This window comes from Streptomyces hygroscopicus subsp. hygroscopicus (assembly GCF_030269125.1).
Taxonomy (GTDB): Bacteria; Actinomycetota; Actinomycetes; order Streptomycetales; family Streptomycetaceae; genus Streptomyces; species Streptomyces hygroscopicus_C.
In genome coordinates this window covers 87,363-106,574 of record NZ_BSSM01000020.1, presented here as the reverse complement: position 1 = coordinate 106,574, position 19,212 = coordinate 87,363, and the positions used below count along the sequence as shown (strand labels likewise).

18 protein-coding genes and 1 pseudogene are annotated in these 19,212 nt (G+C 73.2%); 9 read left to right on the top strand and 10 right to left on the bottom strand.

What is annotated here, in order from left to right; genetic code table 11:
• Positions 1-70: 70 nt before the first annotated feature.
• Positions 71-970: a helix-turn-helix domain-containing protein gene (locus tag QSK45_RS33275; protein WP_285562630.1), complete on the top strand. Its 900-nt coding sequence runs from the start codon at positions 71-73 to the stop codon at positions 968-970.
• A gap of 17 nt (positions 971-987) precedes the next feature.
• On the opposite strand, the pseudogene QSK45_RS33270 reads toward QSK45_RS33275, so the two are convergent.
• The 3 genes and pseudogenes from QSK45_RS33270 to QSK45_RS33260 all read right to left on the bottom strand — a co-directional run.
• Positions 988-1,157 (bottom strand): annotated as a pseudogene (locus QSK45_RS33270) (ABC transporter ATP-binding protein); the annotation flags it as partial.
• A 211-nt stretch (positions 1,158-1,368) separates the two neighbouring features.
• Complete coding sequence (locus QSK45_RS33265; protein ID WP_285562629.1) at positions 1,369-2,616, bottom strand: L,D-transpeptidase; 1,248 nt, start codon at positions 2,614-2,616, stop codon at positions 1,369-1,371.
• Positions 2,617-2,857: 241 nt separating this feature from the next.
• Positions 2,858-3,202, bottom strand: a complete 345-nt coding sequence (locus QSK45_RS33260; protein WP_285562628.1) for a hypothetical protein — start codon at positions 3,200-3,202, stop codon at positions 2,858-2,860.
• A gap of 109 nt (positions 3,203-3,311) precedes the next feature.
• Here QSK45_RS33260 and QSK45_RS33255 point away from each other — a divergent pair, with 109 nt between their 5' ends.
• Both QSK45_RS33255 and QSK45_RS33250 read left to right on the top strand, forming a co-directional pair.
• Entirely contained in the window at positions 3,312-3,635 is a 324-nt protein-coding gene (locus QSK45_RS33255; protein ID WP_285562627.1) for an LAETG motif-containing sortase-dependent surface protein, read from the top strand.
• A 42-nt stretch (positions 3,636-3,677) separates the two neighbouring features.
• The gene (locus QSK45_RS33250; protein WP_285562626.1) at positions 3,678-4,460 is read left to right on the top strand and encodes a hypothetical protein; all 783 of its coding nucleotides are present in this window, start codon (positions 3,678-3,680) and stop codon (positions 4,458-4,460) included.
• Between the two features lie 45 nt (positions 4,461-4,505).
• Here QSK45_RS33250 and hutH read toward each other — a convergent pair whose 3' ends face one another.
• From hutH to QSK45_RS33235, 3 genes are all read right to left on the bottom strand, one after another.
• The gene (hutH, locus tag QSK45_RS33245) at positions 4,506-6,044 is read right to left on the bottom strand and encodes a histidine ammonia-lyase (protein ID WP_285562669.1); all 1,539 of its coding nucleotides are present in this window, start codon (positions 6,042-6,044) and stop codon (positions 4,506-4,508) included.
• 95 nt (positions 6,045-6,139) lie between these two features.
• A complete protein-coding gene (locus QSK45_RS33240) occupies positions 6,140-7,282 on the bottom strand; it encodes a GGDEF domain-containing protein (RefSeq protein WP_285562625.1) in 1,143 nt (380 codons plus the stop codon).
• Positions 7,283-7,374: 92 nt separating this feature from the next.
• A complete protein-coding gene (locus QSK45_RS33235) occupies positions 7,375-8,169 on the bottom strand; it encodes an enoyl-CoA hydratase/isomerase family protein (protein ID WP_285562624.1) in 795 nt (264 codons plus the stop codon).
• Positions 8,170-8,357: 188 nt separating this feature from the next.
• Here QSK45_RS33235 and QSK45_RS33230 point away from each other — a divergent pair, with 188 nt between their 5' ends.
• A complete protein-coding gene (locus QSK45_RS33230; RefSeq protein ID WP_285562623.1) occupies positions 8,358-8,984 on the top strand; it encodes a hypothetical protein in 627 nt (208 codons plus the stop codon).
• 4 nt (positions 8,985-8,988) lie between these two features.
• On the opposite strand, the gene QSK45_RS33225 is transcribed toward QSK45_RS33230, so the two are convergent.
• Positions 8,989-10,110, bottom strand: coding sequence for an adenylate/guanylate cyclase domain-containing protein (locus tag QSK45_RS33225; RefSeq protein WP_285562622.1), 1,122 nt, complete (start codon positions 10,108-10,110; stop codon positions 8,989-8,991).
• Between the two features lie 1,159 nt (positions 10,111-11,269).
• Complete coding sequence (locus QSK45_RS33220) at positions 11,270-12,136, bottom strand: biotin--[acetyl-CoA-carboxylase] ligase (protein WP_285562621.1); 867 nt, start codon at positions 12,134-12,136, stop codon at positions 11,270-11,272.
• Positions 12,137-12,246: 110 nt separating this feature from the next.
• Between QSK45_RS33220 and QSK45_RS33215 the strand changes: the two genes are divergently transcribed.
• The 4 genes from QSK45_RS33215 (at position 12,247) to QSK45_RS33200 (ending at position 15,018) form a co-directional block, all read left to right on the top strand.
• A complete protein-coding gene (locus tag QSK45_RS33215) occupies positions 12,247-13,860 on the top strand; it encodes an acyl-CoA carboxylase subunit beta (protein ID WP_285562620.1) in 1,614 nt (537 codons plus the stop codon).
• 26 nt (positions 13,861-13,886) lie between these two features.
• Complete coding sequence (locus QSK45_RS33210; protein ID WP_285562619.1) at positions 13,887-14,096, top strand: acyl-CoA carboxylase epsilon subunit; 210 nt, start codon at positions 13,887-13,889, stop codon at positions 14,094-14,096.
• 92 nt (positions 14,097-14,188) lie between these two features.
• Positions 14,189-14,326 (top strand): morphogenic membrane protein MmpB, encoded by a 138-nt coding sequence (gene mmpB, locus QSK45_RS33205; RefSeq protein ID WP_167532143.1) that lies wholly within the window; start codon positions 14,189-14,191, stop codon positions 14,324-14,326.
• A 74-nt stretch (positions 14,327-14,400) separates the two neighbouring features.
• Positions 14,401-15,018, top strand: a complete 618-nt coding sequence (locus QSK45_RS33200; protein ID WP_285562618.1) for a Maf family protein — start codon at positions 14,401-14,403, stop codon at positions 15,016-15,018.
• Here QSK45_RS33200 and QSK45_RS33195 read toward each other — a convergent pair.
• Entirely contained in the window at positions 14,990-15,580 is a 591-nt protein-coding gene (locus QSK45_RS33195; protein ID WP_285562617.1) for a hypothetical protein, read from the bottom strand. The genes QSK45_RS33200 and QSK45_RS33195 overlap by 29 nt on opposite strands.
• A gap of 350 nt (positions 15,581-15,930) precedes the next feature.
• On the opposite strand from QSK45_RS33195, the gene QSK45_RS33190 reads away from it, so the two are divergent.
• Complete coding sequence (locus QSK45_RS33190) at positions 15,931-17,703, top strand: acetyl/propionyl/methylcrotonyl-CoA carboxylase subunit alpha (protein WP_285562616.1); 1,773 nt, start codon at positions 15,931-15,933, stop codon at positions 17,701-17,703.
• A 540-nt stretch (positions 17,704-18,243) separates the two neighbouring features.
• Here the strand turns inward: QSK45_RS33190 and QSK45_RS33185 are convergent.
• Positions 18,244-19,152 (bottom strand): DeoR/GlpR family DNA-binding transcription regulator, encoded by a 909-nt coding sequence (locus tag QSK45_RS33185; protein ID WP_395483681.1) that lies wholly within the window; start codon positions 19,150-19,152, stop codon positions 18,244-18,246.
• Between the last annotated feature and the right edge of the window lie 60 nt (positions 19,153-19,212).

Here is a 19,212-nt window from a genome sequence, read left to right as displayed (position 1 = left end):
CGCCGTGCCTACCACTGGCGGGATCAGGCTGGCATGCCTACGACCGGCGGGCACGACGGATACTTGCGCCATGGACGAACAGCAGGACACCGCCGTGACCGGGCCGCCCCTGGACCGGCGGGCCGAACTCAGCGAGTTCCTGCGCAGCCGCAGGGCCCGGCTCAAGCCCGAGGACGTGGGACTGCCCGACTTCGGCCGGCACCGCCGGGTGCCGGGGCTGCGCCGGGAGGAGCTGGCACAGCTGGCCGGGGTGTCGGTGGCGTACTACACGCGCCTGGAACAGGGCAACGGCCGCAATGTCTCGGCCGAGGTCCTGGACTCGATCGCCCGCGCCCTGCGCCTCACGGACGCCGAGCACGCGCACCTGACGCATCTGGCCAAGCCGAAGTCGCACAAGAAGAAGCCCGCGGCCCGGCAGCAGCACGTGCGCCCGCCGCTTCGGCAGCTGCTGGACACGATGGAGGGCGTACCGGCGTACATCGTGGGCCGGCGTTCGGAGATCCTCGCCTGGAACCGGATGGCGGCGGCGGTCTTCGGCGACTGGGCGGAGCTGCCGGCGGCCGACCGCAACTGGGCGAGGCTGGTGTTCCTCAAGGCGGATTACCGGGAGCTGTTCGTCGACTGGGAACAGAAGGCGATCGACATCGTCTGCGCGCTGCGCATGGACGCGGGCTGCTATCCGGACGACCCCCGGCTGTCCGCCCTGGTGGGTGAACTCTCCGTCAAGAGCGAGGAGTTCCGCCGCCTGTGGGCCACGCACGACGTCAAGGAGAACCGCCACGGCGTCAAGCGGCTGCACCACCCGCTGGTGGGCGAGCTCGCGCTGAACTTCGAGTCCTTCCGCCTCACCGACGGCACCGAGCAGTCCCTCGTCACCTACCACGCGGAGCCCGGCTCCCCCTCCGCCGAGTCCCTGCGGCTGCTGGCCAGCTGGGGCACGGACGCGACCCGCGCGGGGACGTCCGCGTAGCCCCGGCCGGCCCGTCGTCAGGTGCCCGCGCTCTCCTTCACCGTGATCCTGCCCTTGCGGATGGTGGCGACCCGGGGGCCTTCCTCGCGAGCGCGGAGTCGTGGGTGACCATGACGAAGGTCAGCCCGTGCTCCCTCCACAGCCGCTCCGGTACGTCCATGATCTCGTCGCGCGTGCTCTCGTCGAGGCGGCGAGGGTGGTGAAGCCCCGTACCCGGACGCGGTCGCCGCTCTGCGTCGACTTGCCGTCCTCACCGCGCGCGCCGAACTGGAATCGGGGCTGCTGGGAGCCCGCGGCGGTGGGCGTGGCGGCCAGAAGGTCAAGACATGCGGGCCCGGAAAACGGCGGTGCCGCCCCCGAAGGGGCGGCACACGGAGGGCTGTCGGGGACGGCGCGGCTCAGACGGCCGAACCGGCCTTCCACTGGGCCCAGTCCATGTTCCAGCCGTTGAGGCCGTTGTCCGGGGAGACCGTCTTGTCGCCGGTGTTCTGGACCACCACGACGTCACCGATCAGCGAGTGGTCGTAGAACCAGGCGGCCGGGGTGTTCGCGTCGCCCGCGCCCTTGACGTCCTGGAGGCCGACGCAGCCGTGGCTGGTGTTGACGTTGCCGAACACCGAGGAGGCGCCCCAGTAGTTGCCGTGGATGAAGGTGCCCGAGGTGGTCAGGCGCATGGCGTGCGGCACGTCCTTGATGTCGTACTCGCCCTTGCCGTCGTCGTCGGTGAAGCCGACGGTCGCGCCGTTCATGCGGGTCTGCTTGAACTTCTCGGAGATCACCATCCGGCCCTCGTACGTGGTGTGGTCGGGGGCGCCGGCGGAGATCGGGATGGTCTTGACGACCTTGCCGTCCTGCGTGACCTTCATCTGGTGGGTCTTCGCGTCCACGTACGAGACCTGGTTGCGGCCGATGTGGAAGGTGACCGTCTTCTGCTGGACGCCGTAGACGCCGTTCGCGCCCTGGACCCCGTCGAGGGCGAGCTTCAGGGTGACCGTGGAGCCCTCCTTCCAGTAGTCCTCGGGGCGGCAGTCCATGCGGTTGGCGTTGAACCAGTGGCAGGCGACCTCCTGGCCGCTGCTGGAGGTGACCGTGACGCCCTTCTGCACGGCCGCCTTGTCGGTGATCGCCTTGTCGAAGTTGATCGAGACCGGCATGCCCACGCCGACGGTCGAGCCGTTGTCGGGGGTGAAGGTGCCGATGAAGCTGTTGCCGGGGGAGACGGTGGTGAAGGACGCGTTCTCGTGGGCTATGCGGCCCTGGGAGTCCTTGGCCGTCGCGGCGATCTTGTAGGTGGTGGAGCGCTCCAGCTGGACGGCCGGCTTCCAGCTCAGCTTGTCCGCGGCCAGCCGGCCGGCGACGGCCTTGCCGTCCTCGGTGGTCATGGTGACGCCGGTGAGCGTGCCCTTGCTGACCGTGACGGTGCCGGAGTTGTTGATCGACGCGTTGTCCGAACCGTCCTTCGGCGTGACCGCGATCTGCGCCTCGGACGACTTCTGGGCCGCTGCCGCGTCCGCCTGGGCCTGCGATGACTCGCCGGTGCCGTGGGCCGAGGCCTTGTCCCCTCCGGAACAGGCCGAGAGCAGCAGCACACCGCCGAGCAGAGCGGACGCGGCCACCAGACCGTTGCGCCGCTTACCGTCCGTCATCACAAGCTTCTCCATCGTTGCCGAGTCGCGGATAACCCCGAGAGTCCCCCGTGGGAACCTTCAACGCTACGGCCGGTTCGTCCCGTTCCGGATCCGGTGGATCTGTGGGGCACGCCACGTTCGCCGGCGACCGGTGCGGTTCGCCGCCGGGCGGGTGGTGTGCGATCGGTCCGTGCGCCCCCTATGACGACGAGACCCCGGACGGCGGTTGCCGTCCGGGGTCCGAACCGCCCCGGGACGCTCAGCCGATGCCGTCCTCTTCGTCGTCGTCCTCCCCATCATCCCCGTCGATGTCCCATTCGGGCGAGTCCGGGTCGTAGTCGATCCGCTCACTCGACCAGGAGGCCTGCTGGAGTTCCACCCCGGGCACCTCACTGACCAGGTCGAACGGGTCCACGAGATAGGCGAGCGCCTCCGCGGTGTCTTCCGTCACAGCACCCTCGGCCTGGCCGCGCTCGGACTCCGGCAGCTCCGGATCGGCGGCGAGACGGCGCAGCGCGGCCTTGGCCACCTCGTCCTCGTCCAGCACCTCGACCACCAGCTCCACCCGAAGCCGTACATAACGTGATGTCTCTTCATCGCTCATGGCGGGAGCGTACGGCCGAAACCTCCCGTGACTTTCCCGTGACCCGCGCCTTTCACTAACATCGCCTCGCACGGCCAATTCGCCAGCGTCACAAGGGGATCGATATTCCGTGTCATCCGTTCGCCGTCCGCTGCTGACCGCCACCGCCGCGGGCACCCTGCTGTGCGCCCTGTGGTTCGTCCCGTCCGCGAACGCATCCCAGGAGGGACCTGCGCGGGGTACGGCGGCCGGGTCCGTCCCGGCCTTCTCCGCGCCGGTCGCCACGCAGGCCAGAACGGTGTCGGCGACGACCACGGGAACGGCGGACGACGCGCAACTCGCCGACACCGGAAGCCCGGACACCACGCCGTACGTCGTCGGCGGCAGTCTGTTCCTCGCGCTCGGCGCCGGGTTCGTGGTCTATTCGGTACGGCGCGAACGCCTGGGATTTTAAACTCCGTTGACCGACCTTTGACAGGTCTTACATAGTTCGCCCATGAAGAGATCATCGGGCGTGCGGCTGTGCGCCACCATCGCCGTGAGCGTGCTGTCGTTCGCCCTTGTCACGGGCTGTTCTGACGGAGGGTCCGGGAACTCCTCGGAGGAGGGCTCCGCGCGCAAGGCGCTGAGCACCGCCGAGTTGAGGAAGCTGATCGTCACCAAGGCCGAACTGCCCGGCTACGAGGTCGGCCCGGTGACCGAGGCCCGTGCCAAGCGGATCACCACCGACAACGCGGACTGCGTTCCCCTGACCCGGGTGATGAGCGGCCTGCCGCCCACCGACGCGCCCGCGAGCACCGACCGCATGGCCACCGAGAACGCCCGCAAGCAGCCCTCGGCCAGTCCGACGTCCCTGGAGGACCTGGACGAGGGCGAGTTCGAGGAGGCGATGCGGAAGTCCCTGGACCGGGACGTCACCACGGTGACGCTGGCCTCGTACGACGGGGGCGGCGCCGAGCAGGCCATGAAGTCGCTGTCCACCGCGGTGAAGGCGTGCGCGGGGGGTTTCACCGGCCGGCAGGCGGGCGCCGAGGTGAGGTTCACCAAGGTCGCCGAGGAGAAGCCCGCGGGCGGCGGGGACGCGTCGGTGGCGTTCGCCGCGACCGCGAAGGAGGACCAGAGCGACGGCGGGGGCGCGGCGCCCGTGCACGCCGAGGTGGACCGGCACGGCTCCACCGTGTCCGTGTACTTCACGACGAACCTGGGCGCGATGACGGCCAGGAAGGCGTACACGGTGACGCCCGCGGTCGTGCGGGCGCAGGAGAGCAGGCTGAAGTGACGGAAAAGGGACCCCGCGCGTCAACGGGGCCCCTCTCCGGGCTGGTTACCGCAGCGGGCCGGTGACCGACTCCACGGCCGCGACCAGGTGGCCGCCGCGCACGAAGGCGTCGGCCGCGGCCAGGTCGGGCGCCAGGAAGCGGTCCGGGCCCGGCCCCTGGACCCCGGCGGCGCGGGCGGCCTCGATCACGGCCCGCGAGGCGGGCGCCGGGCTCAGGCCCTCGCGCAGCTGGAGGGCGCGGGTGGCCGCGTACAGCTCGATCGCGATGATCCGGGTGAGGTTGTCCACGGCGGTGCGCAGCTTGCGCGCGGCCGACCAGCCCATGGAGACGTGGTCCTCCTGCATGGCGGAGGACGGGATGGAGTCCGCGGAGGCCGGTACGGCGAGCCGCTTCATCTCGCTGACCAGGGCGGCCTGCGTGTACTGGGCGATCATCAGGCCGGAGTCCACGCCCGCGTCGTCGGCGAGGAACGGCGGCAGGCCGTGGCTTCGGTTCTTGTCCAGCAGCCGGTCCGTGCGGCGCTCGGCGATGGAGCCGAGGTCGGCGGCGGCGACGGCGAGGAAGTCCAGGACGTAGGCGACCGGCGCGCCGTGGAAGTTGCCGTTGGACTCCACGCGGCCGTCGGGCAGGACGACGGGGTTGTCGACGGCGGAGGCCAGCTCGCGCTCGGCGACCAGGCGGGCGTGCGCCATGGTGTCGCGGCCGGCGCCGGCGACCTGCGGGGCGCAGCGCACGGAGTAGGCGTCCTGGACGCGCGGGGCGTCGTCCTGGTGGTGCCCGGTGAGCTGCGACCCCTTCAGCACGGCGAGCATGTTGGCGGCCGCGGCGCCCTGGCCCGGGTGCGGGCGGATCGCGTGCAGTTCGGGCGCGAGCACCTTGTCGGTGCCGAGCAGCGCCTCCAGGCTGAGTGCGGCGGTGATGTCGGCGGACTTGTAGAGGGTGTCGAGGTCGGCGAGGGCCATGACCAGCATGCCGAGCATGCCGTCGGTGCCGTTGAGCAGGGCGAGGCCCTCCTTCTCGCGCAGCTCGACGGGCTGGATCCCGTGCGCGGCGAGCAGTTCGCCGGCGGGCCGCACGACCCCGTCGGGACCCTCGGCCTCACCCTCGCCCATGAGGGTCAGGGCGCAGTGCGACAGCGGGGCGAGGTCGCCCGAACAGCCGAGGGAGCCGTACTCGTGCACGACCGGGGTGATCCCGGCGTTGAGCACGTCGGCCATGGTCCGCGCGACCTCGGGACGTACGCCGGTGTGTCCGGAGCAAACGGTCTTCAGGCGCAGGAACATCAGCGCCCGTACGACTTCCCGCTCCACCCGCGGGCCCATGCCGGCGGCGTGCGAGCGGACGATGTTGCGCTGCAACTGGGCGCGGAGCTCCGGGCTGATGTGGCGGGTCGCCAGCGCGCCGAAGCCGGTGGAGACGCCGTAGACCGGGTCCGGCTTGGCCGCCAGCGCGTCCACGATCTCGCGGGCCGCGGCCAGCGCCGCCAGGGCCTCCTCCGACAGCTCGATCCGGGCAGCGCCGCGTGCCACGGCGAGAACGTCGGACGCCGAGACACCGGACGTCCCCACCACCACAGTGTGCATATCCATATTCAGGAGCGTACGCATTGAATGCGATGCTGTCACTAGTGGGGACGGGGAGCGCCCCTTACGCGGTGGTGTGGGCTTCGTCGCAGCCCTCAGGGATTGCGGCCGCGGAAGCGGCGGCGTTCGGCGCGGGTGGGGGGCGGTTCGTCGGCGAGGCGGACGACGGGGTCGTCGGGGCCCTCGCGGCCGGCGACCACGGGGCGGTCGGCGCGCATGGCCTTGGCACGGTACTGGGCCGCGTCCGCGAGGCGGAACAGCCGCCGCGCGTCGTCCACCGGGCCGATCGGGTCCCCGGTCGAGGCGACCCCGCAGGCGACGCCCTCCCCCAGCTCCAACCCGCCCGCACGGCGGCACAGTTCGTCCGCCGCCTTGACCACGTCGTCGGCGGGCGGACCGACCGCGAGGAGGCAGAACTCGTCCCCGCCGAGCCGCGCGACCAGGGCGCCCGGCACCATCGCGCCGCACAGCGAGAGCACCGAGCCGAAGCGCTCCAGGAGCCGGTCGCCGACGGCGTGGCCCTGGGTGTCGTTGACCCGTTTGAGCCCGTTGAGGTCGCAGACCACGAGGCTGACGACGGCACCGTCGGCGCGGTGCCGTTCCAGCGCCTCGTCGAGACGCACGTCGACGGCACGACGGTTGGCGAGGCCGGTCAGGGCGTCGGTGTAGGCGAGCCGGCGGGCCTCTTCGAGGCGCTCGGTCTGCGCGAGGCCCGCGGCGACGACGGCCGCGAGGACGGTGGCGAAGTCGGCGTCGGCGCGCCCGAAGACGGGGGACCCGGTGGCGCGGGCGACGTACACCTCGCCCCAGGCCCTGCCGTGCAGCACGACCGGGGCGACGACGCAGCAGCCCCGGCCGCGGCGGCGCAGGGCGGCGACGCGCTGGTGGAAGTAGCCGGGGGTGCCGGCGGCCGTGCCCTCCGCCGTCTCCACCCAGGCGTTGGGACCGCCGCCGCCGGCCCAGCGCTCGTGCAGGAACTCGGTGATCTCCGGGAACTGGTGCACCGGGTAGGACTCCGCCTCCGGGAACTCCTCCTCGTCCGCGCACCGGTCCCCGACGTTCACCAGGACGCGCAGCCGCCCCAGTTCCCGCTCCCACACCGACAGCGCGGCGAAGCTGCCGTCCAGCGCGTGGCAGGCGCCCAGCGCGGCGGCCTGCCACGAGTCCTGGGGGGTGTGCGCCGCGGCCATCCCCTGCGCCAGCGCCACCACCGCGGCCAGCCGCTCGTCGTCGCCCATTACTCCAGGTTAGGGAGGATTTTTCCAATTCGGGGTATGAGTGCGGCGAACAGGGGCTCCGTTCGGCGTGACGCCTTCCGGTCCGGGGGAACCTACTCCCCCGGCCACTCCGGCTTGCGCTTCTCGTTGAAGGCCGCGACACCCTCCGCCCGGTCGCCGGAGAAGGCCACCGAGCGCCACGCCGCGTCCTCGACCTCGAGCCCCGCGCGGAGGTCGAGCCCCTGGCCCAGCCGCAGCGCCCGCTTCGCCGCCCGCAGGCCCACCGGGGAATTGGCCGCGATCCGCGCCGCCAGCTCCAGGGCCTCCTCCCGGTCCCGGCCCTCCTCGACCACGTGGTCCACGAGCCCCATCTCACCGGCCTCCGCCGCCTCCAGCCGGCGCGCCGAGAAGACCAGCTCGGCCGCCCGCGCCGCGCCGACCCGCCGCGGCAGCAGCTGCGTACCGCCACCGCCCGGGATCACGCCCACGGAGACCTCCGGCAGCCCCACCACGGCCGTACGGTCGGCCACGATCAGGTCGCAGGACAGCGCCAGCTCGAACCCGCCGCCCAGCGCGAACCCGTGCACCGCGGCGATCGTCGGCATCGGCAGCTCCAGCACCCCGGTGTACGCCCCCCGGGCCACGGGGCGCTGGCGCATCAGGTCCGCGTCGCTGAAGGAGTTGCGCTCCTTGAGGTCCGCGCCGACACAGAACGCCCGTTCGTGCGACGACGTCAGGACGACCGCCCGCGCGTCCCGGTCCGCCCCCAGCGCCGTACACGCGGCCGCGATCGAGCGGGCCATCTCCGTGGAGACGGCGTTCATCGCCTTGGGCCGGTCCAGGACCAGCTCCGCGACGTACCCGTGCCGCCTTACCAGCACGAACTCCCCGAACCGCGCCTCGCTCATCGCATCCTCCGGTACACGTGTTAACGCGGGTTAACCCCTGTCGGCCCGATCATCGCAGTCGCACCCGACCGCGGGAAACCCCGAACCGCTACACCCGTTCGAGTGACATCACGGCCGTCTCGGTCCACATCACCCACACGAGCGCATAGCGTGCGCTGCGCGGTCGGGGGCGTGGGGGGAGAGACGACATGACAGCGACACGTGCCGCGCGGGACGCGACGACACCGGCGGAGCCCGGCGGCGGCTGGTTCTCGGGCCTTCGCCGCGGCCGGCACCGCAAACCCCGCCCCCGCAGGGCATGGCTCGCCGCCGGCGGGCTCGTCCTCGCGGCCGGGGTGCTCAGCCTGGTCCGCATGTCCCCGGAGTCCGGCGTCGGCGCCCCGGGGACCGCCGCGGCCGAACCGCGGCTCGACCCGGGCGGCGGGCTCGCGAGCGACGGGACCGGGGACGGCGGCCGTACGGCCGGCGGACCCGCGGGCACGACCGCCACCGCCGTCGGCACCGCGGTCCCCGCCCTGCCGCACTCGGCGGCCACCGCACGGGGCCGACGGAGTCCCGCACCGGCGCCCACCGGGTCCGCGGCGAGGCCCGGCGGCTCCGGACGTACGGTGCCACCGGCGCCCGGGAAGAGCACGGCACCGAGCGCCCCGCCGCGGCCCACGGCCACCGCACCGGCGCCTCCCGCGCCCACCTCGCACCCCACGCAGCCGCCGGCACCCACCCCGGCCCCGAGCACCCCGGCGCCGGGACCCGGCGGACTCTGCCTGCCGATCATCGTCCTCTGTGTGGACGTACTCGACGGCCACGGGGGGTGACGGACTACTGCTGCCGGCCGTCCCTGCGGGTCAGCAGCCACGGTTCGACCACGCCGAGGCCGCGCACCGGGCGCTGCCACATCGGCTGGAGCGCGAAGCGGTAGGTCGGCGCCTCCTCGCCCTCCTTCTCGGCGGCCGCCGCGGCCTCGGCCGCCTCCGCCTCGGAGACGGGCGCCTCGCCGGCGCGGATCAGCTCCTGGGCGAACGCGCTGTCCATCAGGACGGCGTCGCGTGGGGCGATGGAGGTCAGCCGGGAGGCGAGGTTCACCGTCGTACCGAACACATCGCCCATCCGGGTGGTCACGGTGCCGAACGCCATGCCGACGCGCAGCTCCGGCATGGTCTCGTCGTGCGCCAGCGTCTCCACCAGGCGCAGCGCGATGTCCGCGGCCGTGCCCGCGTCGTCCGCGGCGAACAGCACCTCGTCGCCGAGGGTCTTGATGAGCCGGCCGCCGCGCGCGGCCACCAGGTCGGCGGCGGTGGTCTCGAAGGCCTCGACGAGTTCGCCGAGCTCCTCCTCCTCCATGCGCCGGGTCAGACGGGTGAACCCGACGAGGTCGGCGAAGCCGACGGCGAGGCGGCGGTCGACCATCTCCTCGTCGTCCGCGGCCTGGACGACGCGGCCGGTGGCGGCGGCGAGCTGCCGGCGCCAGACGTAGACCAGGAACTCCTCCAGCTCCGGCAGCAGCAGCTCGATCAGGGGGTACGTCACCTCGGTGCGGGTCATGCCGGGCTCGGGGGGCTCGGTCAGGCCCTCCAGGAAGGAATCGATCTGCCACTCGGCCAACCGGGCGGTGGTCTGCCCGGTTGACCGGGCCACCTGCACGGCCATGGCCTCGCTGAGCAGGCCCGCCTCCACGAGACCGGCGAGGCGGCGCAGGGCGAGCACGTCGGCCTCGGTGAGGGCCTTGGCCTGGCCTATGTCCGCGAATCCCATCGCCCGCCAGAAGCGGGACGCCAGCTCCATGGAGACGCCGGCGCTGCGGGCGGCCTGGAAGGGGGTGTAGCGACGCTCGGCGCCCAGGATGAGCTGTTCGAGACGGAGCGCGAGCGGGTCCTCGCCGGAGTCGGCGGCGCTGGGGTCCGTCCGGTCCTGCTCGCCGGGGCCCGTGTCGTCGACGGTCACGCCTGCTGCCCTTCCGATCTGCCGCGGTCAGGTACGACCGGCCTCAACTCTACGGCAGGTGTGCGCCAGCTCACTCCGTCGGGTTCGGCCGAGTCCACTTGCCCGTACCGGTCCGTGCGCCGGGGTCGGGGCCGACGTTCCGCGGGGGCCCGCGGTACCCGGCCCCCGCCAACAGCATGGGGGGCGCGCCCGCCGTGCGCACCCGCGGTCCGGCGGGCGCACGCGGCGGAGGCGCCGGGGCCAGGGCCCCGCCCCCTCCGGGGGGCCGGGGCGCCGCCTCGGACCGTCGCGGCGTGCAAGCGCGACGCTCGGCGTCCAGCTCGACCGCGTCCACGAGGACCTGCGGACCGGCTGCCTCGCCGCGTCACCACCGTCACCGGCCTGCTCGCGGTGACGCGCGCCGGGCCTGCTGAAGACCCCGCGCGGGAACGACCCGACATCGTGCTGCCGGACGGCGCACTGCACAGCCGCTCGGCGTCCTCGCCGAACCCGGCCGCCGCCGGAGAGGACGTGCTGTCGCACACCGCGGAGCGTCCGCCGGTACGCGGCCCCTCGACCGGTCGCGGGAGGACGCGGTGGTCCGCGCCGGCCTCGCCGCGGGCCTCGTCCCGCTCGTGTCCGGCATCGCCCCGGCCCTGAGTGCGGGTGGGCGGCCTCCGCCGCCCACCCTCCCCGCCCTCCTCATGGCCTGCGCGCCACCGCGCCCACGCGCGCGGGCGACCCGCCGCCCCGGCCGAGCGCCGCGCCTCCCACCTGGGAACCACGACCCGGCCGACGCACGCCACGGCCCCGGACGGCCGCACCTCCCCGAGCACACGCCACCGCCCAGCGGGCGACACGGACCGGCGCCTGACCGCCTCCCCCCGCGGACAAGCGCCCCCACCCCGGGCCCACCACCCCGAACCACAGCGCCTCACCGCCGAACGCCGCGCCTCGCAGTGGGAACCACGACCCAGCCGACACACAGCACGCCGCGGCACCGCGGCACCGGACAGCCGCACCCCCGAGCGCGACGCAGCCGCCCGACGCGGCCTGGGGGCAGCCGGGCCGCGTGGGGCGGCACGCGCGGGCGCCGGGGCACCCGCCGACCCGGACACGCGGCCCCCTCCCGGGCCGCGGCGCCGTCAAGGCCGAGCGCGTGGTTCCCGGGGCGCCGCGCTCACGCCGGCCTCAGGTGCACGATGTCCCCCGCCCCCACCGGCTCCTGCACCCCCTCGGACGTGGCGATGACCAGGCGGCCGTCGCCGTCGATGGCCACCGCCTCGCCGACGATGTCGCGGTCGCCGGGCAGCTGCGCCCGCACCGTGCGGCCGAGCGTGGCGCAGCCGGCCGCGTAGGCGTCCTGGAGGCCGGACTCGGCGGGGTCGCCCGCAGCGGCGCGCCAGCGGCCGTACCAGTCCTCCAGGGAGCGCAGGACCGCCCGCAGCAGCGGGTCGCGGTCCGTGGTCGCCGCGCCGGCCAGCAGCAGCGAGCCCGCCTGCGGGACCGGCAGTTCCTCGGCGCGCAGCGAGACGTTGAGGCCGAAGCCGATGACCACGCCGTCGTCGCCGGCCCGCTCCAGGAGGATGCCCCCGGCCTTGCGCTCCTCCCCGCCGACCGTCACCAGCAGGTCGTTCGGCCACTTCAGCGCCGTGTCGACGCCCGCCGCCCGCGCCAGCCCCGTCGCCACCGCGACCCCGGTGAGCAGCGGCAGCCACCCCCAGCGGGCCACCGGCACCTCGGCGGGCCGCAGCAGAACGGAGACGAAGAGGCCCGAGCGCGGCGGAGCCGTCCAGCGGCGGTCCAGGCGGCCCTTCGCGGCCGTCTGCTCCTCCGCCACCAGTACCGTGCCCTCGGCCACCGGACCGGCCGCGGCGCGCGCGACGAGATCGTTGTTGGTCGAGCCGGTGCGCTGCACCACCTCCAGCTCGGACCACAGCCCGCCCCCGCGCACCAGCGCGCGGCGCAGGGCGGCCGCGTTCAGCGGCGGGCGGTCCAGATCGGACCACCGGCTGGGGTTGTCGTCTGCTGCATCTCGGGGCGTCATGCAAGCCACCCTAGGTGTGGCAAACGACGCAGTGCTGATCGGTAGGGCCCGCACTACTCTACGAACGAGTAACCGTCCCCCCTTTTGAGCAGGCAGGGAGCCGCATCCCGATGTCCGAGCCGGAAGAGCGTCACGAGATCCAAGGGATCGACATTCACACGACCGCGGGCAAGCTCGCGGATCTTCAGCGGCGCATTCACGAGGCGACGCACGCCGGCTCGGAGCGCGCCGTCGAGAAGCAGCACGCGAAGGGCAAGCTGACCGCCCGTGAGCGGATCGAACTCCTCCTGGACGAGGATTCCTTCGTCGAGCTCGACGAGTTCGCCCAGCACCGCTCCACCAACTTCGGCCTGGAGAGGAACCGGCCCTACGGCGACGGTGTCGTCACCGGTTACGGCACCGTGGACGGCCGTCCGGTCGCCGTCTTCTCCCAGGACTTCACCGTCTTCGGCGGCGCCCTGGGCGAGGTGTACGGCCAGAAGATCGTCAAGGTGATGGACTTCGCCCTGAAGACCGGCTGCCCGGTCATCGGGATCAACGACTCCGGCGGCGCCCGGATCCAGGAGGGCGTCGCCTCGCTCGGCGCCTATGGCGAGATCTTCCGCCGAAACACCCACGCCTCCGGAGTGATCCCACAGATCTCCCTGGTCGTCGGCCCGTGCGCGGGCGGCGCGGTGTACTCCCCGGCCATCACCGACTTCACGGTCATGGTCGACCAGACCTCGCACATGTTCATCACCGGACCCGACGTCATCAAGACCGTCACCGGCGAGGACGTGGGCTTCGAGGAGCTGGGCGGTGCCCGGACCCACAACGCCGTCTCCGGCGTGGCCCACCACATGGCCGGGGACGAGAAGGACGCCATCGAGTACATCAAGCAGCTGCTGTCGTACCTGCCGTCCAACAACCTCTCCGAGCCCCCGGTCTTCCCCGAGGAGGCGGACCTCGCGGTCGGCGACGAGGACCGCGAGCTGGACACCCTCGTCCCGGACAGCGCCAACCAGCCGTACGACATCCGCACGGTCGTCGAACACGTCCTCGACGACGGCGAGTTCTTCGAGACGCAGGCCCTGTTCGCGCCGAACATGGTCACCGGCTTCGGCCGGGTCGAGGGCTACCCGGTGGGCGTCGTCGCCAACCAGCCGATGCAGTTCGCGGGCTGCCTCGACATCGACGCCTCCGAGAAGGCCGCCCGCTTCGTGCGCACCTGCGACGCCTTCAACCTGCCGGTGCTCACCTTCGTGGACGTGCCCGGCTTCCTCCCGGGCGTCGGCCAGGAGCACGAGGGCATCATCCGGCGCGGCGCCAAGCTGATCTACGCCTACGCCGAGGCCACCGTCCCGCTGATCACCGTGATCACCCGCAAGGCCTTCGGCGGCGCCTACGACGTCATGGGCTCCAAGCACCTGGGCGCCGACCTCAACCTCGCCTGGCCCACCGCCCAGATCGCCGTCATGGGCGCCCAGGGCGCGGTCAACATCCTGCACCGGCGCACGCTCGCCGAGGCGGCCGCGAGCGGCGAGGACGTGGAGGCCGTGCGCGCCCGGCTGATCCAGGAGTACGAGGACACGCTCCTCAACCCCTACGTGGCGGCCGAGCGCGGTTACATCGACGCGGTGATCATGCCGTCCGACACCCGTTCCCACATCGTCCGGGGCCTGCGTCAGCTGCGCACCAAGCGGGAGTCCCTGCCCCCGAAGAAGCACGGCAACATCCCCCTCTAAGGCCCGGCCGACCGACAGGAGCCGACATGACGATCAAGGTCGTACGAGGCAACCCGACCCCCGAGGAGCTGGCCGCCGCCCTGGCGGTGGTCCGCGCCCGCGCCGCGGCGGCGGCGGCCGCGCCGACCGGCGCGCGGGGCCCGAAGGACGCGTGGTCCGACCCGTCCCGCATCGCCTCCGCCCGCGTGCCCCGGGCGGGCGCGGCGGCGTGGACCCGCACGTACTGGCCGGGCTAGACCTTCCGCGACCTCGGGGTCGCGCGAGGCCGGGGGCCGACTTGAGTACCCGTACTCAGGCGGCCCCGACGGCCGGGCCCCACGCTGGGGGCATGCTGTGGTCAGACCCGGACGACGAACCGCCGAAAGAGCTGCGCGACGCGCAGGACATGCTGCGGCGGCTCGGCGTCCTCATGGCCGTGGCCGTGACCGCGGCCATGGTCGTGGCCGCCCTGATGGGTCTGCGCTGACCCCGCCGGCGTGCGCCCGGTCCCACCGGCAGGTGATTCGCGCCCGCTCGCAACCGGGTGACTAACCTGACCGCATGACTGCAACGCGCCGCAGGCGACTCGTGCTCGCCTCCCAGTCCCCCGCCCGCCTCGGCCTGCTCCGGCAGGCGGGCCTCACGCCCGAGGTCGTGGTGAGCGGTGTCGACGAGGACGCCGTCACCGCCCCCACCCCGGCGGAGCTGGCGCTCGCCCTGGCCGAGGCGAAGGCGTCGGTCGTGGCGGCGCTGCCCGAGGTGCAGGGCGCCCTGGTGATCGGCTGCGACTCGGTGCTGGAGCTGGACGGGCACGCGCTCGGCAAGCCCGCGGACGCCGAGGAGGCCGCCGCCCGCTGGAAGTCGATGCGCGGCCGGGCCGGCGTCCTGCAGACGGGGCACTGCGTCTGGGACACGCAGACCAAGCGCTACGTCTCGGCGACCGCCTCCACCGTCGTACGGTTCGGCGAGCCCAGCGACGAGGAGATCGCCGCGTACGTGGCCTCCGGCGAGCCCCTGTACGTCGCGGGGGCGTTCACCCTGGACGGCCGTTCGGCGCCGTTCATCGAGGGCATCGACGGCGATCACGGCAATGTGATCGGCATCAGCCTGCCGCTGGTGCGCAAGCTGCTGGCGGAGCTGGGCGTCGGCATCACGGAGCTGTGGGCACCGGCCGGGTGAGCCGCTCGGGGACGGCGTCCTGCGGCTCGTCGTCCCCGTCCTGCGGCTCCGCCGGACGCCCGGCGGCCGGTTCCCCCGCCGGCGCGGCGGAGGCGTCCACCGGCTCGTCCGCGCCCTTCGGGTCGCCGCCCGTCCCGCCGCTCCCGCCGGGGGCGGCCTCGGCGGGGCCGCCGTCGCGGTCGTACGACACCAGGAGCAGCACCAGGAGCGCCAGCACCACGACCATGGCCGCGAAGGCCGTCGGGCCGACCAGGCCCCAGGCGAAGGCGCCCAGCAGGCCGTGCACGACCGCCGCGCTGATCAGCACGACACGCCCGAAGCCGGCGGGAGCGCGGTCGCGGACCGCCACCAGCAGGGCGACCAGGGCGCACAGCGCGAAGTAGAGGCCGAAGACCACGCCGCCGATCTTCGAGGACACCGACATCAGGTGCGGGTCCAGGCCGGCCATGGACATCTTCTGGCGCTCCACGACCATGCCGAGGAACCAGTTCAGCGCCCCGATGCCGAGCGCCTCCACGAGGAGGACGACGGTCACCCCCCACGCCACGGTTCTGCGCACCATCGGCCCCACCCACCCCTCGGTTACCCGCAGTACGTCCGGACAGGGCGAACGCTACTAACGGGTAAACCAGGGGACAAGGGTTCGTGCGCCCGCAAAGAATCATTGGGCCATTCGTAGGGACTCCACAAAGAAACCGAGTGGGCCGCAGCACGCCCTTACAGAGACCTTGACCACATGGCGGGGCTAGGGTTTTCCGGAGGAGTCCTGCGTAGCAAGGTGCGACGAGGGTTTTCGCGGCCCAGCGAGCCACGCATCACGCTCCGTGTGGGCAAGCTCACCATTGGGGACGGGTCGAAGAGCCGTGTCGGCTGTCCCTAAACTCGGCTTGTTTCAAGGAGGGAGCCTCAATCGTGCGCAAGGTGCTCATCGCCAACCGTGGCGAAATCGCTGTCCGGGTGGCTCGGGCTTGCCGGGACGCCGGTATCGCGAGCGTTGCCGTCTACGCGGACCCGGACCGGGACGCTCTGCATGTCCGTGCTGCGGATGAGGCGTTCGCCCTGGGCGGTGACACCCCGGCCACCAGCTACCTGGACATCGACAAGGTCCTGAACGCGGCCCGGGAGTCCGGCGCGGACGCCATCCACCCGGGTTACGGCTTCCTCTCGGAGAACGCCGACTTCGCGCAGGCCGTGCTCGACGCCGGTCTGATCTGGATCGGCCCGCCGCCGCAGGCCATCCGCGACCTGGGTGACAAGGTGGCGGCCCGCCACATCGCCCAGCGTGCCGGCGCGCCCCTGGTGGCCGGTACCCCCGACCCGGTCTCGGGCGCCGACGAGGTCGTCGCCTTCGCCGAGCAGCATGGTCTGCCGATCGCCATCAAGGCGGCCTTCGGCGGCGGCGGCCGCGGCCTGAAGGTCGCCCGCACGCTCGAAGAGGTGCCCGAGCTGTACGACTCCGCGGTGCGCGAGGCGGTCGCCGCCTTCGGCCGCGGCGAGTGCTTCGTGGAGCGCTACCTGGACCGCCCGCGGCACGTGGAGACCCAGTGCCTGGCGGACAAGCACGGCAATGTGGTCGTCGTGTCCACCCGTGACTGCTCGCTGCAGCGCCGCCACCAGAAGCTCGTGGAGGAGGCCCCGGCGCCGTTCCTCTCCGACGAGCAGGTCGCCGAGCTGTACCGCGCCTCCAAGGCCATCCTCAAGGAGGCCCACTACGAGGGCGCGGGCACCTGCGAGTTCCTGGTCGGCCAGGACGGCACGATCTCCTTCCTGGAGGTCAACACCCGCCTCCAGGTCGAGCACCCGGTGACCGAGGAGGTCGCCGGCATCGACCTGGTCCGCGAGATGTTCCGCATCGCCGACGGCGAGGAGCTGGGGTACGGCGACCCGGAGCTGCGCGGTCACTCCTTCGAGTTCCGCATCAACGGCGAGGACCCGGGCCGCAACTTCCTGCCCGCCCCCGGCACGGTCACCACGTTCGCCCCGCCGTCCGGCCCCGGTGTCCGCCTGGACGCCGGTGTGGAGTCCGGCTCGGTCATCGGCCCGGCGTGGGACTCGCTGCTCGCCAAGCTGATCGTCACCGGCCGCACCCGCAAGGAGGCCCTGGAGCGGGCCGCCCGCGCTCTGGACGAGTTCCAGGTCGAGGGCATGGCCACCGCGATCCCCTTCCACCGCGTGGTGGTCCGGGACGCGGCGTTCGCCCCCGAGCTGACCGGCTCCACCGACCCGTTCAAGGTCCACACCCGCTGGATCGAGACCGAGTTCGTCAACGAGATCAAGCCCTTCGCCGCCCCGGCCGACGTCGAGGCGGAGGAGGACGCGGGCCGCGAGACGGTGGTCGTCGAGGTCGGCGGCAAGCGCCTGGAGGTCTCCCTCCCGTCCTCGCTGGGCATGTCCCTGGCCCGCACCGGCCTCGCGGCGGGCGCCAAGCCCAAGCGCCGCGCCGCCAAGAAGTCCGGCCCCGTCGCCTCCGGTGACACCCTCGCCTCCCCGATGCAGGGCACGATCGTCAAGATCGCGGTCGAGGAGGGCCAGGAGGTCAAGGAGGGCGACCTGGTCGTCGTCCTGGAGGCCATGAAGATGGAACAGCCCCTGAACGCCCACAAGGCGGGCACGATCAAGGGTCTGTCCGCGGAGGTCGGCGCGTCCATCACCTCGGGCGCGGCCATCTGCGAGATCAAGGACTGAGGTCCGCGGCAGGACACCCGTCCGGCCCCCGGTGCGTTCGCGCCGGGGGCCGACTCGTACCGGGGCGGCGTGTCCCCGAGCCGGGACGGCAGGGCGGCGCTCCACAGCCGTCCGAAGCCCCGCGCCATGCGGGCGCGCACGGCTCCCCCACCCCACACCGCGCCCTGCATGACCACCTTGTGCGCGCGGGGGGCGATCAGCCGGCCGAGGACGGACGGGACCCGGGGACGCTCACGCTGCCGCAGGACGGCCGCAGCGGGCCTCGGAGCCGCCCCGTGCTCCCGGGCGCCGTGGACGGCCGGGCAGGGCGCTCAACGCGCCCTGGCACCCCTCCAGCCGGTCCCGGCGGCCGACTCGCCGATGCGGCACCCTCCCGCGGCTGCCCGGCCCGTCCGCCCGGACGGGCGAGACGCCGGGACGGTCCGTTCCCCGCCCTTCCGGGCGGCCCCCCTCAGGCGATCCCCGCCGACCGGCCCGGGACCGGCAGCCCTGTCGCGCCCGGCGCCGCCGAGCGAAGCCGCCGGTCGGAGGGGGCGCGGCTCACCTACGGCGGAGGTCGGCGACCCGGGCCCGCTCCGACGTGGCCGACTGGTCGGACAGGACCGAGGCCGAGCGCAGGGTCCCGGCGGGGAGTTGGCTCCGGCGTGGTCCCGGCAGCTGGGCTCGGCGGGCCGGCGGGACCTGGTCACCCCCCGGGCTTCCGTTCGCCCCGGCCACGGCGATCTGCACCCCCTGGTCGGCGAGGGCCTGGAGTTCCGTGGCGGCGCGGTCGTCGTGCGCGGGCGGTTCGTCGGTGACGAGGCGCGTGATGAGATCCGTCGGCACGGTCTGGAACATCGTGTCGGTGCCCAGCTTGGTGTGGTCGGCGAGGACCACGACCTCCGCGGCGGCCTGCACGAGGGCGCGGTCCACCGAGGCCGAGAGCATGTTGGAGGTGGACAGGCCGCGCTCGGCCGTGAGGCCGCTCCCCGACAGGAACGCCTTGGACACCCGCAGCCCCTGGAGGGACTGTTCGGCGCCGGAGCCGACGAGCGCGTAGTTGGAGCCGCGCAGGGTGCCGCCGGTCATGACGACCTCCACCCGGTTGGCATGGGCCAGTGCCTGGGCGACCAGCAGGGAGTTGGTGACCACCGTGAGGCCGGGCACGCGGGCGAGCCGGCGGGCCAGCTCCTGCGTGGTCGTGCCGGCACCCACCACGATCGCCTCGCCCTCTTCGACGAGGCCGGCGGCGAGATCGGCGATCGCCGTCTTCTCGGCGGTCGCCAGGTGCGACTTCTGCGGGAAGCCGGACTCCCGGGTGAAACCACCCGGCAGTACCGCACCGCCGTGCCGGCGGTCGAGGAGTCCTTCCGCCTCCAGTGCCCGCACGTCCCGCCGTACGGTCACTTCGGAGGTCTGGACGACGCGGGCGAGCTCACGGAGCGACACGGCACCGTTCGCTCGCACCATTTCGAGGATCAATTGGCGACGTTCAGCAGCGAACACGAAACTGACAGTAACCCCAGCGAC

What these genes read in the sequence shown, in the direction of transcription:
- hutH (WP_285562669.1), bottom strand. Translation starts at nt 6,044, where the DNA reads ATGCACACTGTGGTGGTGGGGACGTCCGGTGTCTCGGCGTCCGACGTT.
- QSK45_RS33235 (WP_285562624.1), bottom strand. Translation starts at nt 8,169, where the DNA reads ATGAGCGAGGCGCGGTTCGGGGAGTTCGTGCTGGTAAGGCGGCACGGG.
- QSK45_RS33275 (WP_285562630.1), top strand. Translation starts at nt 71, where the DNA reads ATGGACGAACAGCAGGACACCGCCGTGACCGGGCCGCCCCTGGACCGG.
- QSK45_RS33195 (WP_285562617.1), bottom strand. Translation starts at nt 15,580, where the DNA reads ATGGTGCGCAGAACCGTGGCGTGGGGGGTGACCGTCGTCCTCCTCGTG.
- QSK45_RS33230 (WP_285562623.1), top strand. Translation starts at nt 8,358, where the DNA reads ATGACAGCGACACGTGCCGCGCGGGACGCGACGACACCGGCGGAGCCC.
- QSK45_RS33185 (WP_395483681.1), bottom strand. Translation starts at nt 19,152, where the DNA reads ATGGTGCGAGCGAACGGTGCCGTGTCGCTCCGTGAGCTCGCCCGCGTC.
- mmpB (WP_167532143.1), top strand. Translation starts at nt 14,189, where the DNA reads ATGCTGTGGTCAGACCCGGACGACGAACCGCCGAAAGAGCTGCGCGAC.
- QSK45_RS33200 (WP_285562618.1), top strand. Translation starts at nt 14,401, where the DNA reads ATGACTGCAACGCGCCGCAGGCGACTCGTGCTCGCCTCCCAGTCCCCC.
- QSK45_RS33240 (WP_285562625.1), bottom strand. Translation starts at nt 7,282, where the DNA reads ATGGGCGACGACGAGCGGCTGGCCGCGGTGGTGGCGCTGGCGCAGGGG.
- QSK45_RS33265 (WP_285562629.1), bottom strand. Translation starts at nt 2,616, where the DNA reads ATGACGGACGGTAAGCGGCGCAACGGTCTGGTGGCCGCGTCCGCTCTG.
- QSK45_RS33215 (WP_285562620.1), top strand. Translation starts at nt 12,247, where the DNA reads ATGTCCGAGCCGGAAGAGCGTCACGAGATCCAAGGGATCGACATTCAC.
- QSK45_RS33210 (WP_285562619.1), top strand. Translation starts at nt 13,887, where the DNA reads ATGACGATCAAGGTCGTACGAGGCAACCCGACCCCCGAGGAGCTGGCC.
- QSK45_RS33250 (WP_285562626.1), top strand. Translation starts at nt 3,678, where the DNA reads ATGAAGAGATCATCGGGCGTGCGGCTGTGCGCCACCATCGCCGTGAGC.
- QSK45_RS33220 (WP_285562621.1), bottom strand. Translation starts at nt 12,136, where the DNA reads ATGACGCCCCGAGATGCAGCAGACGACAACCCCAGCCGGTGGTCCGAT.
- QSK45_RS33260 (WP_285562628.1), bottom strand. Translation starts at nt 3,202, where the DNA reads ATGAGCGATGAAGAGACATCACGTTATGTACGGCTTCGGGTGGAGCTG.